Below are 13,287 nucleotides of genomic sequence, written 5' to 3'. Positions count from 1 at the left end.
CAACAAACAAGGTAAAGACAGGCTGTAAACAATGGAAAATAACATTTCAGACTCCGATATAAATGCCTACGCAATTCTCAAAAAAGTTACTGTTCAACCAGCCAGTTATACAACCATTCAGTCTGCTGTTGAAGCCATTGAAGGTTTCATGGTTCCAGGGCAAGAAGAGTACCTCTTCAATAAGGTAAAGTCCCTCCCTAATGATGCTGTAGTCGTGGAAATAGGATCGTATAAAGGACGCTCCACAGTTGCTATGGCTTATGCCTGTATAGGAACAAATATAAAAATTTATTGTATTGATACATGGGATGGTAACGATATTGACTTTCCAGACCGAAATTTCTTGGATATTTGGCAGCAAAATTTACAAAAAAATGGATTATATGAATATGTAGTCCCCTTACAGGGATACTCTAATCAAGTGTTAAGCCAGTGGCTTGAACTAACCAATGCCAACAAAATCGACTTTATTTTTATTGATGGTTCTCACCAATTTTTAGATGTATTAAAAGACTTTGAACAGTCATTCCCACTCGTAAAAGAAGATGGTTGGATAGCATTTCATGACATTGTACCTACTTGGCCTGGTTCTGAGCGTGTATGGCATAATATTGCCAAACATTGTCTAGTCAATCATGAGTATTCATCAACTCTTGCCTGCGGTCAGAAAAAATCGACTGCCTGTGCTTCTCCCTCATCATTAGAATTACCGCTTCACTTTTTTACTATTGTTCTCAACGGTGAACCATTCATCAACTATCACATAGAAGTATTCAAACAACTACCTTATCAATGGCATTGGCATATAGTAGAGGGTGTAGCGGACTTGAAGCATGATACAGCGTGGTCTTTACAAAATGGCGGACGCATTACCGACGAAATCCACTCCAAGGGACGCAGCAATGACGGCACAGCAGAATACCTAGACGAATTGGCACGGCTATATCCAGAAAATGTCACGGTTTATCGTAAACCGGAGGGTATTTTCTGGGAAGGCAAACGTGAAATGGTTAATGCACCCTTGGAAAATATTAAGGATGAATGTTTGCTATGGCAAGTAGATGTTGATGAATTGTGGACTATCGAGCAAATCTGCACAGCGCGACAGATGTTCATCTATCATCCTGAAAAAACAGCGGCTTTCTATTGGTGCTGGTATTTTGTCGGAGAGAATTTGGTGATTAGCAGTCGCAACTGTTATGCTCAGAATCCTGCACAAGAATGGTTGCGAACCTGGAGGTTTAAACCTGGCTGTATCTGGACTGCCCACGAACCTCCTGTATTGGCTGAACCTTTACCTAATTCTGAATGGAGGGATGTTGCAGCAGTAAACCCTTTTGTGCATGAAGGGACAGAAACGCGGGGTTTAGTATTTCAACACTTTGCCTATGTAACGCCAGATCAGTTGCAATTTAAAGAGCAATATTATGGCTATGCAAACGCAGTTTCAGAATGGAGGGTATTGCAAGCTCAGACTAAATTCCCAGTTCGCCTGAGCCAGTATTTTTCATGGGTTCAAGATGGCACTATGGTTGATACTGCTAATTCCTGTGGTGTAACACCAATGGCGAAAAGAGAAAAAGATACTAATATCTGGGAGTTTTGCTCACCAGACGAATTACCAAGGAAAACAGCATTAACTACTCCAAGAGCAACTCCAACGATTCTTATTGATGGCGTTTTTTTCCAGCTTTACCGAACAGGAATTGCTCGTGTCTGGAACTCCTTGCTAGAAGCATGGGCAAAAGATGGTTTTTGTCAACATATTATCCTTCTTGACAGGGCGGGAACCGCTCCAAAGATTGCAGGGATTAGATACCTTACTATTCCAGCTTACAACTACGAGACAACCGACGCTGACCGGGAAATGCTACAGCAACTCTGCGATCGAGAAGGTGCTGATTTATTTATCTCTACTTACTACACAACGCCCCTATCAACTCCTTCTGTATTCATGGCTTATGACATGATTCCAGAAGTTTTAGGTGCCAATTTTGATGAGCCGATGTGGAGGGAAAAGCATCATGCTATCCGCCACGCCTCTGCCTATATTTCAATCTCCAAAAATACAGCTTGTGATTTAGTCAAGTTTTTTCCGCAAATTCCTTCTAATTTGGTAACTGTAGCTCATTGCGGAGTTGCGAAGGATTTCTCACCTGCCAATAAAGAGGAAGTTAATTGTTTTAAAATAAAGTACGGTATCTCAAAGCCTTACTTTATTTTGGTTGGTGCAGGAAGCAACTATAAAAATGCACCTTTGTTCTTTCAAGGTTTTGCTAAACTTTACACCAGACAAGGCTTTGACATTATCTGTACGGGCAGTGGCCTATTATTGAACTCTGAATTGAGAGCTTGTACATCGGGGAGTGTGGTGCATACGCTGCAACTGAGCGATGAGGAATTGATAGTAGCTTATTCTGGTGCTGTCGCATTGGTTTATCCGTCAAAGTATGAAGGTTTTGGGATGCCTGTGTTAGAGGCGATGGCTTGTGGTTGCCCTGTCATTACTTGCCATAATTCCTCTATTCCTGAAGTTGCAGGGGCAGCAGCTTTATATGTGAAGGATGATGATATTAATGGGTTAGCAGACGCGCTTTGCGAGGTTCAAAAACTAAAAATTCGCAACTCATTGATTGCTTCTGGGCTGGAACAAGCCAAAAAATTTTCCTGGTCAAAAATGGCAACCACAGTTAGTTCGGATTTAATTGAAGCCACTCTCTTGCGCTTGAATTTGAAAGATATTAATTTAATTATTTTCCCAGATTGGTCGCAAATAGAAGAGTCTTTGGATTTAGAGTTAGTACAAGTGGTGAGGGCGATCGCAACTCACCCAGACAAAAGTAAAATGACTCTACTGGTAGATACTACAAATATTTCTGATGAAGATGCCGATTTAGCTTTATCTAGCATTGCGATGAATCTGCTAATGGAAGAAGATTTAGATGTTTCCGATGGGCCTGAAATTATAGCGATCGGACACTTGAGCGAAATTCAGCGGGAAATACTCATCTCTCGCCTGCAAGGTAGAATTGTGTTAGAGAATGAGAATAGAGATGCGATCGCTCAGGCAAAAGCAGAGAACATAGCCTTATTTGAATTAGACAGCTTAAAAATATAAAATTCAATCCTCTGTTTCTGGTGACATCGCATTTAATTCCAGTTCAACTACTCAAATGTATTTGTGCAACACCTTGCTGCGCAAATTATTTATCAGAGTATGCTTTAAAGTATAACATACACAAGATGGGCTTATAGCAATTCCGAAATCTTGAATTCATACCTGTATTCAGCAACGCCCAGGGAAAATTAGAGTGATTGATAATTAATAACCGTTAAAAACTCATCAACCGTTAAAATTGGGCAATAAAATTTATCTGAAAGGCACAGTAAATCACCATCACCTGTCACCAAATAATTAGCCTGACCGACAACAGCTAACAGCAAAAAAGGGATATCAAAAGGATCTCGACATTCAGGAACTACAGGCAAAGTATCGGGCATCAGCACAGTATCACAAAACGGCAGATAGTCTGACAGTAAATCTTCCTGCTCAGAGTTTGTGAGTTTGAATTTTGGGTAAGTAAGCACCCGAACTAACTCAGAGATCGTAACTTCAGAAGCTAAAGGAATAAAGCAATTATTCTGCCATGCAAGGCGCAATCTGGACAGTCTGCCCCCAAACACTAACGCTGACAACACTAAATTTGTATCAATTACCACTCGTGGATGCTCAATCATAACTGATGCGCCCACTCCACAGCATCAGTAATATCCTGTTCATTCACATTTAACGCTCCTAACTTAGCCCGTACAGAATCAGCCCCTTGAATTTTTACTGGAGTCAGAATAATTTGTCCACCTTCTACCTTAACCTCAAAATATTCAGCCGCCCCGATAGTTTGAGTTATACTTTTAGGTAGAATAAGCTGGTTTTCAGCCGTTAATTTGGCAAGCATAGCAAACTTTCCTATTTAGTTGTTTAAGCTTTGCTTAGTTTAACATATCCTAGAAATAATAGAAATAAGTCCCGTTAACTTGTCATATCAAATCCGGTAGCATCGGAATTATTATTAGCCGAAATTAGGAGACGGCTTGGCCTTAGTCCCTACCCAAAATAATATTGTAGGGACTAAGGCCAAGCCGTCTCCTCTATGGGTGCATCTCACTTTTGAAGAGGGCTCTCGCATGACCGCATATAAGTTATTAGTTATAATCTCATATTGACGGAGGTCATGCGAGAGCCCCTACTATTTGTAAAACCCAGATGCACCCTCCTCTATCATTCCGGTGCAACCGGAATTGATATCATATAGCACGTCTAAATCATAAAGATTTGTAGGGTAGTGCCCCGTGCCTACCCCATCGATACGGGGGCGAGCGCGGGGGGAGTGTCCCTACGTTGTATTTAATGGTTTGATTGGTCAATATATATCTGCCACATTTGCTCGTAAGCTTTCTCCATCTCTCGCGTAAATTGCTTGCCATTCCACAGCGGAGCCGTTTGTCGCGACTGCCGCAGTTTCCAAGATATCTGCTGCCGCAAAGCCGCATCTTTTCCTAAACGAATTCCCCATTCTACATACTCTTCATCAGTCCAAGCAATCCCTTCGGAAATACCTGCATTCATCATCATCGTGTAACTGTTACGTGCCGCAAATTGCTCGCCAACTCGCGTCACCAGAGGAATGCACATCCACAAAGTTTCTAGGGTGGTGGTAGCACCGTTATAAGGATAGGTATCAAGAACTACATCGGCAATACCCAAGTTCGCTCGGTGAACGGCTTCTGCTGCTACCTCTGACAAAAATCGCAGGCGATCGCCCGCCACACCTTCTTCTTCTGCCATTTGAGTAAAGAAGTTTTTTATTGATTCTTCATCTCCCCCACCTTTAATCAAAAAGTAACTATTCGGTACTTCCTTCAAAATCTTAAGTTGCAGCCGCGCTGTTGAGGGATGGCGTTTGTAGCTCTTCTGAGCGCTTAGATACACCACCGCATCGCTAGAAATATCTAACTGATCCCGACGCAAAGTAGGGACAGCCACCTCAAAACCATCTACAGCTACATAAGTTTGAGGCAAGCGCCAGATTTTTTCACTATAATAATCTTGAGCAGACTCCGGTAGAACATACGGATCTGCAATAAAATAGTCAACCGCCGGCAGCCCAGAAGCATCCCATCCCAGCCAAGTAGCTTGAATAGGAGCTGATTTAAGCGCCACCGCTTCACAGGTAATATCTAAAGTGATACTGTCGAGTTCAATCAGAATATCAATCTCATCGTTAGCAATCTGCTCTGCTATTTCCAGACCTGCAACGCTGTCCTTAGATGCTTTGAAAACTTGATTTACATACCATTCTTGTAAAGAATCTTGCGTTTTTTTGTTGCCTATAAAATATCCGTAAATTTGAAATTTATCGCGATCATGATACTGAAACAACCATCGCGCTAACCAGCCTACAGAATGCCTTCTCAGGCAACTGGATAAGTAGCCAATCTTCAAGGGCTTAGTAGAACTACCGCTGCTTTTACGAGATGACTGCTGCTGTCGGTATTTTTCTGACTGCTCCTGAGCATAGATTTGAACATTAGCTTGACACAACTGAGACACTTGGTTTTGAATTTGCCTATTATTTTTTGGCTCATCCTGAAAGTAAGGTAAAAAGAAAGAAGTAAGAAATAAATTTTGAACTTTAACTGGGTGAATAGCTCTTGATTGTTCAGCTATCAGCGAATTCAGCAGAGATTTATGTAGTTCGATAACTGAAGCAACCTCTTCCCAATATCCACCTGCACTCATCAAACAGCGCATAATCAGATGGTTGGAAAAAACTTTATCTGCTGACTCATCTGATAAGGAATAGCGCAATTTAGCCACTTGTATGCCCAGATCGTATTGCTGAGCATTTGGGTAATAATTAGCCAGTTGCTGCAAAATTCCTAGATTTTCATCATCTAAACTGCGAGCTAGCTCAGCGAAGCGTACTGCCAGTGCTGGTATTTGTTGTGCAATCTGAACTGAAGCTGCTACGACTATTTCAATAAAAACTTGAATGTTACGCACATGAGGTATACAGGCCTCCGTTAATTCCAAGGAACAGGGATGCAAAGAGTCATAATCTAAAACGCTCTTTAACACTTGCATTAATAACGTAGAGTCTAGCTTGATGTGAGGTTCCGACTCAAGTATATTGAATAAGTCTAGACCAATCAAATCATCTCCCGTATAAGTCTCAAGCAGGATGGACAGTCCTATTATATGCAACAGATTGTTAATATCCCCAGGGTTGATTTCACGTAGATGCTGTCGAATCATCCAAGAGAGCGAACAATCACCGAGATTACCTCTGCGCTCTGCTTCTGCTTGCAGAACTTGTATCAGTTCCGCAGTCCACAGTTCGACTTGTTCTGGCTCCCCCTCTGCCATGCCTAGCAGCCAAGTCGTCTGAGCTTCTGCCTCTTGCCCCTGCAATAGCAATACTAGCCCTAAATTCCAGTAGTATGATTTTATGTCCGGTTCCGCTTCTATCGCCTGTTCATAAAGGTTTGCAGCGTGAGCGTAATCTTCTCGGATGAGACATTCACAGGCTTGTTGTTCCCAATGAGTAGGCTTAGTCGGTAAGTATTTAGCAGTCATATAAGCAAGCTAAGTTTATGCCATTTTCAAGCAAAGTGTAATAAGGACGAGCGGAAATTTATAGTCGTATATTCTGCTTTGATATTAGGAAATGTTTTGTCAAAAAAGTTTATTCAATTCAAATTGAAAGAGTGGGTAGTATTAACAAATACTACCCACTCTTTCAATAGGTTCAGCTCAGACTAGCAAGACCCATGCTCTATCTGAGACCTGTCCTACTTAGTAACTTCAAGTGATGTACCAGTATCACAGACTAAGCCAGCACCACCACCAGCAGGAATAGTAATGGCGTTACCTTTTGCTGCCTTAGTGGCCTGGCATAATACTGCTACAGTGGTTGCATCAGTCTGATTCGGAGGCGTTACCAGAGCCACAGTTCCTGTATAGGGTAAGAGTGAGTCAGATAAGGAGAATGCTTGGTTGCCAACGCTTTTGCCGCCCGAATCTTTAACTGTATAGGTGTAGTTAGAAGTTTGAGTTTTAATGCCGATACCCAGATTGTCAACGGAATCTATTACAAAATTACCATTTTCTGCATATTTGGCTTGCTGGGCGCGGTTCATCGAACCTGTGTACTGCTTGGCTTCGGACTGCTTGGCTTTGTTAGCTTGGTTGAGGAAGGAAGGCAAGGCAATAGCAGACAGAATACCAATGATGATGATAACTACCAGCAGTTCAATCAGGGTAAAACCTTTATCTTGTCTTTTTTGATTGAGGTGATGCAGGAACTTAGCTTTTAATTCAGTTTTCATGGTTTGTTTCTCCTAGAGGCGTGGGATGCTTGATTTCTAACTCGTAAATTTAACTTACCCAGTTTTCGTAGCGTTCATATCACTCCCGCTCATTTTTTTTTCTCATCTCAAGCTGATCGCTCTAAAAGCACGTACATAAAAGCTTCCAGCGTACTTAGGAGTTCCCGCACTTCTGCAAAAGCCGTCTCGTGGCTCACGGGTTCTAGGGTAGCAGGATGCAGTGGCTTGAGCTTGAGCCACAGTTCGACTAGGGAGATCATCGGCTGCGCTCCTTCCCACAAAGGTAGCAGGCAAGCTGCTACCATACTCTCGACGGCGATCGGAACTTGGGAAAGCACAGGGATATAACGGCTGATCGTGAAAGATTGTTGCTTAGCGATGCACTTGAGCAAGTCTTCTTTTACCTGGGGAACCTTCAATTGAGGATGCAGGTGAACCCGCGCTACCTGCCACTCAGATTGGGTCCATTCGGAAACTGGCACTAAAGGCTGACCTTGGTTGGGATGACCACACCAAAAGTCAATCAGGCGATGGACAGGATGAAACAGCTCAAATAAATGCAGTCGCTCTTCCACAGAAATTTCTGGCAGGCTCATTTCTAGAAACATCGGTAAGTTATCAGGCTCCTTGAACAAATCCGTCAATTCCCACTGCCGCCAATTCACCATGCTGACAAATTCTAAATCAGCAGCTCTCAAAGCTGCAAAAACTTCTGGGATATTATACCCTTTATCCCCCAGCAATAAATAATTCATTAAAATCCATTCGTCTTGTTCAGCCTCTTGAGCATTCCAAGCTACCATCTTAAGCATAACTTGATCTTTTAACGTTTTCATGGTTTCTCGAACTAATTCCATTTCTAGTTCGCGGGGATTATCATTCATTAAACCCATTAATTTAAATACTTTTTGAGCCGAAAAATAATGATTTCTCTGAATTAAACTGTGAAGATTTGAACGAATAATTCCCTCAGGCTTTAACACTGATTTCAGGCTCTGCAACCCCACTATTATATCAGGCAACAAATAAAGAACTTCGTCACAATTAATGTAATCAAACTCTAAGCCTAAGCTAGGTAAATTTTCTACATTCATGACATGAAAATCGGCATTGTCAAAACCATGATATTGCAGGCGTTGTTTGGCTAATTTCACAGACTCTTCTGACAAGTCAATACCAATTATTTTTGCCCCAGGATTGGCTTCTGCCAAAACTAATGACTTGTAGCCACTCCCACACCCAGCATCTAAAATAAGTTTTTTTTCTGTTTTTATGAATTTTTGATTTCTTAAATAGTAAGCTGTTGAAATGTTATGAAAATAAAGTAATTCAAACTCGTTCTTAGGAGATTTATCTAAGGGTATTCTAGGATAAGGAGCCGTATCAAATTGCTGACGAATTTTATCTACTACTTCTAAGTTTTGGTTGTCCATTGTAAAAATATCCTGAAGTTTAAGTGACGGTTGGAGAGTCAATTTTTGCATTTGTGTGGCGAGTTCGGCTATATCCTATGACAGAGAATACATATGCTGGTAGGATAGCTGCCAGATAGTTAAGTAAAATCTTCACCTACACTTAGCTGGGGATTTAGGCTTTTCCAATAGTCGGGATTTTGAGCTTGCTCTAAAAGAGTTTTGAGGCTAATCATCGGTTTTTCCTTTGTCTCCCCTGAGTTGACGACTTATAAATTATCAATTTTTCCGGCAAGATGCTTGGCCTGCTTAAACGCCAGCAACAAGTTCAGCTCTTGCGCACTTAGCTTAGGAAATCTCAGTTATGCGAATCTAGCTTTAAACTGAAGCTTACCCAAAATTATCATAAATATTATCAGCACTCCCCTACGAGCGATCGCACTTTTCCCCAAACCCCACACTCAACAAGACCACAGCATTGCCATAATAGTTAAGGTCAAAGTTTCCCACCCCCGCCCAAAACCAGATTATACAACCAACCAGCACATCCATGAACACCAACATCAGCCCCATCCTCAAAGTATTCTCCCTCTCCGCCGCACTCACCCTGGCGATCAAGTACGCAGGGCCCAGCTTATCCATAGCCTCAAGCGACTTCAACGCCCTCATCGCCGTGTTTACCCCCAGTATCATCCTAGCTGCGATTCTGGGCTGGCGGGCATGGCAACAGCAGCCGAGGTAGTATGGATTGTGCGCATCGCTACGCTAACCAGAAATTCCTCTCCTAAACTCCCTCATCGCTTCCACGCTCGAAGCCATCAACAAACAGCGACACAGTAAGTTAATATCTAAATCTGGCAAAATAACACTTGCAGAAATTTTAGCATAACCCTCAGAACCCAAGCGATACATAGCCAATACACCATCCTCCCAGAACCAGACTTCAGACACTCCCAATACTCGATAGCGCTCCAATTTTCTCACAGTACCGCTAGTAAAAACTACTTCGATACATAAATCTGGAGGAGAATTCGGGGTGATGCGTCTGCCAATAAAATAAGATTCATCAGCTTGTACAGACACTATCCCTTCTTGTTCTTGGGTAAAGCTTCCAGTAGGTGCAAACTCAATTTCATTTTCGGCGCAGTAGATAGCCAGCAGCGTACAAATTGTTCTACTAAAAAATTCGTGTTCCGGGGAAACTGCCAAGATTTCTACTTCTCCTCTGTAATAAAATAACTTGATGCCAGGGGAGTCAGAAAACCCCTGTTCAATTAGTTTGAACTGTTCCCAGCTAATCCCAGAATGAATGAACCGTTGATCTAGTGGCCGTAAAAGTGTCTGTGTCATCATGCGAACCTCAATCAAGCTTCTGTTTTATTGCCCTTATCAGAATCTATACCAGTTTTTAACCGCAATTTCCCTATCTCCGGTAAGCTTCAATCTCGACTGCAATCTCCTCCTCTGTAATTTCTGGAACCTCTGGTATGGCTTGCGTTTACTCAAATAAATTCTTTACTTTACGAGCGATGATTCGGCGACTATTTCGCTCAAATAAAATTCTCAATGCTTCTCTTAGCACCGCTTCTACATTTTCATATTTTCCCGTGTCTAACTGAGATTGAATCAACTGTTCTAATTCATGGTTTAAAACCACATTCATCGCCTCTTTCCTGTTAAAAACTCTAAGGTGCGATCGCACTCCCAGCTTGGTAAGTTTGTTCGATCGCTCTTTCGTTACCAGAAAGAATTGGTTTAAAGCCCCAAGCCTTGTAGGGAGAAATTAAAATCAGATTATTCATTACTCCAATCCTCGGACTTCCAGGTAGAGGTAGCTGTCAACTGTCAACTGTCAACTGTCAACTGTCAACTGAACTTCCAACCCCACGCCACAGCGCCCGACTTGTCATAATAGTCTCAATGGTTAATTATACAACTAAAGGTCTATTCCATGAACACCAACATCAGCCCCATCCTCAAAGTATTCTCCTTATCCGCCGCACTCACCCTGGCCATCAAATACGCAGGGCCCAGCTTATCCATAGCCTCAACCGACTTCAACGCCCTCATCGCCGTGTTTACCCCCAGTATCATCCTAGCTGCGATCCTCGGCTGGCGGGCATGGCAACAGCAGCCGAGGTAGGAGTCGAGGAGTCGCACAAAACACCAAAAGCCCACAATACCCAACAATACAGGACAGACGATCGCATGGATCTAACCACTTTCAATCTCAAACCCTTAAACTTGCTGATTTTTCCCGATTGGAGCCAACCAGAAGAATTGCTATATTTAGAGTTAGCAGCAATTATTAAAAGTATTGTCACTCATCCCGATCGCCATAATCTAGCTCTTTTAATATACAGCACCGAAATTTCAGAAGACTCTGAGTTAGACGCTCATTTAATTTTGTCCGGGATTCTCATGGATCTCTGCATGGCAGAAGATTTAGATCCTAGTGACGAACCGGAAATTATTTTATTGGAAAACCTCACTCAAAACCAGTGGCAAAATCTTGTACCACAGATTCAATATCGAATTAGGTTGAATGGGGAAAACCAACAAACAATAGCCGACTCCGGGGCTGACACAATTCCAGTATTGGAACAGGCTAAACTTAGCGAATTCATCCTGGAATCCCAAGCATCAAGGGCGATCGACTTTGCCAACACACTCTACATTCAAGGGAGATATGAAGCAGCGATTAAGCACTATCAAAAGCTTTTAGCATCCCAGACAGGAGATGTAGATCTGTATTTTAACTTCAGCCAGTGTTGGCGAAACCTGAACAACATAGAAGAAGCGATCGCAATCCTCGAAGAAGGAATTCGCAATTACCCAAAAGCCGGACAACTGCATTTTGAACTTATCAAAATTTGCCAACAAAACGGACGCACAAAACAAGCTATCTCCAATGCAGAAATAGCCGCCGATATTCTCCCAGATGAATACGTTTTTCAACTTTTGAAACACTTAACATTGCCGATTATTTACGAGAATACAGAAGAAATTCAACTTTATCGGCATAGATTTGTCATAGAATTAGAGACCTTGATTCAGCAAACATCTTTAACAACTCCAGAAGACAAAATAAATGCTTGCTGTGGCTTGAGGAGTTTTACTAATTTCTACCTAGCCTATCAAGCCCATAATGTTGTGGAATCGCAATCAAAATATGCCAATTTAGTTCATCAAATTATGGTGGCGAACTATCCCCAGTGGGTGGAACCGCGACAGATGCCTCCACTGCCGGAAAATGGTAAAATTAGAGTCGGTTATGTTTCTAGTTACCTGCATTCTTACAGCGGCACTTTATGGTTGACAGGCTGGTTGCGCTATGCCGATCCAAAAAAATTAGAAATTTACTGTTACTATACTGGTAATGAACCTGATCTAATTACAGAACAATTTCGCCAATACAGCCATATATTTCGCCACATTCCTCACAGCTTAGAAGCCGTATGCGAACAAATTATTGATGACAAATTGCACATTCTGGTATTCCCGGAAATTGGCATGGATGCACCAATTATCCAAATAGCAGCTTTGCGCCTCGCGCCCGTGCAATGTTCGGCGTGGGGACATCCTGTAACCTCTGGTTTGCCCACAGTTGACTATTTTATTTCCAGCGAATTGATGGAACCGGAAAATGCACAATTGCATTACTCAGAAACCTTAGTTAAATTGCCTAATATTGGGGTTTCCTACCCAAAGCCCACCGTCGGAGAATTAAATAATAGTCGCTTAGATTTTGACCTCCGAGAAGATGCAGTCATTTATTTATGCTGCCAAGCGCCTTTCAAATACTTACCGCAATATGATTTTATCTTAGCAGAAATTGCCCGCCGCGTTCCGCAAGCTCAGTTTATTTTTCCGCGCGGTGAACTGTTGCGAGAACGGCTCAAGCGGGCTTTTGCTGCTGTTAATCTCGATAGCGAAGATTACTGTGTATTTCGAGCGATTGCAACTCGACAAGAGTACATAGCAATGAACTTTCTTGCCGATGTTTTCTTGGATACTTTCACTTGGTCGGGGGGAAATACGTCGTTAGAGGCGATCGCCTGCAATTTACCTATAGTAACCTGTCCGGGAGAATTTATGCGGGGACTTCACGCTTATAGCTTTCTGAAAATGCTGGCAGTAACAGACACCATTGCCCAAAATGAAGAGGAATACATTGACATTGCTGTCAAGTTGGGTTTAGATTCAGAGTGGCGGCGAGATATTGCACAACGCATGAGTCAGCGACACGATCGTCTGTTTGACGATCGAGTTTGCGTGACCGCTTTAGAGGATTTTTATCAACAAATTGTTCGAGAAAGACTTTAATAATTGTTTTAATACAATCTAATAAACTTATTGTGTTACCGACGCAGGCTGATTAGATCGACAGCAGACAAGCACCGATTTTTGTGAATTTTAAGATGATACTAACAACAGATAAATTTTCCAGCACAAATCCCTGCCCAGCACAACCATCACAACCAAA

General features: G+C 42.1%; 11 protein-coding genes. 2 read left to right on the top strand and 9 right to left on the bottom strand.

The window, feature by feature from the left end; genetic code table 11:
* Nucleotides 1–31 precede the first annotated feature (31 nt).
* The gene (locus tag QUB68_RS20955; protein ID WP_332996035.1) at nt 32–3,118 is read left to right on the top strand and encodes a class I SAM-dependent methyltransferase; all 3,087 of its coding nucleotides are present in this window, start codon (nt 32–34) and stop codon (nt 3,116–3,118) included.
* Nucleotides 3,119–3,306: 188 nt separating this feature from the next.
* Here the strand turns inward: QUB68_RS20955 and QUB68_RS20950 are convergent, their stop codons facing one another.
* The 9 genes from QUB68_RS20950 to QUB68_RS20910 form a co-directional block, all read right to left on the bottom strand.
* On the bottom strand, nt 3,307–3,738 hold the full coding sequence (locus tag QUB68_RS20950) for a putative toxin-antitoxin system toxin component, PIN family (protein WP_332996033.1): 432 nt from the start codon (nt 3,736–3,738) through the stop codon (nt 3,307–3,309).
* Nucleotides 3,735–3,956, bottom strand: coding sequence for a hypothetical protein (locus tag QUB68_RS20945; protein ID WP_332996031.1), 222 nt, complete (start codon nt 3,954–3,956; stop codon nt 3,735–3,737). Before QUB68_RS20945 ends, QUB68_RS20950 begins: the two co-directional genes overlap by 4 nt.
* A 449-nt stretch (nt 3,957–4,405) precedes the next feature.
* Nucleotides 4,406–6,637: an O-linked N-acetylglucosamine transferase, SPINDLY family protein gene (locus tag QUB68_RS20940; protein WP_332996029.1), complete on the bottom strand. Its 2,232-nt coding sequence runs from the start codon at nt 6,635–6,637 to the stop codon at nt 4,406–4,408.
* 215 nt (nt 6,638–6,852) lie between these two features.
* On the bottom strand, nt 6,853–7,389 hold the full coding sequence (locus tag QUB68_RS20935; RefSeq protein ID WP_332996027.1) for a type IV pilin-like G/H family protein: 537 nt from the start codon (nt 7,387–7,389) through the stop codon (nt 6,853–6,855).
* Between the two features lie 107 nt (nt 7,390–7,496).
* Entirely contained in the window at nt 7,497–8,822 is a 1,326-nt protein-coding gene (locus QUB68_RS20930; RefSeq protein WP_332996026.1) for a class I SAM-dependent methyltransferase, read from the bottom strand.
* A 405-nt stretch (nt 8,823–9,227) separates the two neighbouring features.
* Nucleotides 9,228–9,443 (bottom strand): hypothetical protein, encoded by a 216-nt coding sequence (locus QUB68_RS20925; protein WP_332996024.1) that lies wholly within the window; start codon nt 9,441–9,443, stop codon nt 9,228–9,230.
* Nucleotides 9,444–9,566: 123 nt separating this feature from the next.
* A complete protein-coding gene (locus QUB68_RS20920; RefSeq protein WP_332996023.1) occupies nt 9,567–10,154 on the bottom strand; it encodes a Uma2 family endonuclease in 588 nt (195 codons plus the stop codon).
* Between the two features lie 145 nt (nt 10,155–10,299).
* Complete coding sequence (locus QUB68_RS20915; RefSeq protein WP_332996021.1) at nt 10,300–10,458, bottom strand: ribbon-helix-helix domain-containing protein; 159 nt, start codon at nt 10,456–10,458, stop codon at nt 10,300–10,302.
* Nucleotides 10,459–10,745: 287 nt separating this feature from the next.
* The gene (locus tag QUB68_RS20910; protein WP_332996020.1) at nt 10,746–10,895 is read right to left on the bottom strand and encodes a hypothetical protein; all 150 of its coding nucleotides are present in this window, start codon (nt 10,893–10,895) and stop codon (nt 10,746–10,748) included.
* A 27-nt stretch (nt 10,896–10,922) separates the two neighbouring features.
* On the opposite strand from QUB68_RS20910, the gene QUB68_RS20905 reads away from it, so the two are divergent.
* The gene (locus QUB68_RS20905; RefSeq protein ID WP_332996017.1) at nt 10,923–13,127 is read left to right on the top strand and encodes an O-linked N-acetylglucosamine transferase, SPINDLY family protein; all 2,205 of its coding nucleotides are present in this window, start codon (nt 10,923–10,925) and stop codon (nt 13,125–13,127) included.
* Nucleotides 13,128–13,287: the final 160 nt, after the last annotated feature.

It is taken from the genome of Microcoleus sp. A006_D1, from assembly GCF_036702805.1.
Classification (GTDB): Bacteria; Cyanobacteriota; Cyanobacteriia; order Cyanobacteriales; family Microcoleaceae; genus Microcoleus.
Note: the sequence above shows the minus strand (reverse complement) of the source record. Positions and strands in the feature narration are given on the sequence as shown.

What these genes read in the sequence shown, in the direction of transcription:
- QUB68_RS20905 (WP_332996017.1), top strand. Translation starts at nt 10,923, where the DNA reads ATGGCAACAGCAGCCGAGGTAGGAGTCGAGGAGTCGCACAAAACACCA.
- QUB68_RS20945 (WP_332996031.1), bottom strand. Translation starts at nt 3,956, where the DNA reads ATGCTTGCCAAATTAACGGCTGAAAACCAGCTTATTCTACCTAAAAGT.
- QUB68_RS20930 (WP_332996026.1), bottom strand. Translation starts at nt 8,822, where the DNA reads ATGGACAACCAAAACTTAGAAGTAGTAGATAAAATTCGTCAGCAATTT.
- QUB68_RS20955 (WP_332996035.1), top strand. Translation starts at nt 32, where the DNA reads ATGGAAAATAACATTTCAGACTCCGATATAAATGCCTACGCAATTCTC.
- QUB68_RS20925 (WP_332996024.1), bottom strand. Translation starts at nt 9,443, where the DNA reads ATGGATAAGCTGGGCCCTGCGTACTTGATCGCCAGGGTGAGTGCGGCG.
- QUB68_RS20940 (WP_332996029.1), bottom strand. Translation starts at nt 6,637, where the DNA reads ATGACTGCTAAATACTTACCGACTAAGCCTACTCATTGGGAACAACAA.
- QUB68_RS20935 (WP_332996027.1), bottom strand. Translation starts at nt 7,389, where the DNA reads ATGAAAACTGAATTAAAAGCTAAGTTCCTGCATCACCTCAATCAAAAA.
- QUB68_RS20910 (WP_332996020.1), bottom strand. Translation starts at nt 10,895, where the DNA reads ATGATACTGGGGGTAAACACGGCGATGAGGGCGTTGAAGTCGGTTGAG.
- QUB68_RS20950 (WP_332996033.1), bottom strand. Translation starts at nt 3,738, where the DNA reads ATGATTGAGCATCCACGAGTGGTAATTGATACAAATTTAGTGTTGTCA.
- QUB68_RS20920 (WP_332996023.1), bottom strand. Translation starts at nt 10,154, where the DNA reads ATGATGACACAGACACTTTTACGGCCACTAGATCAACGGTTCATTCAT.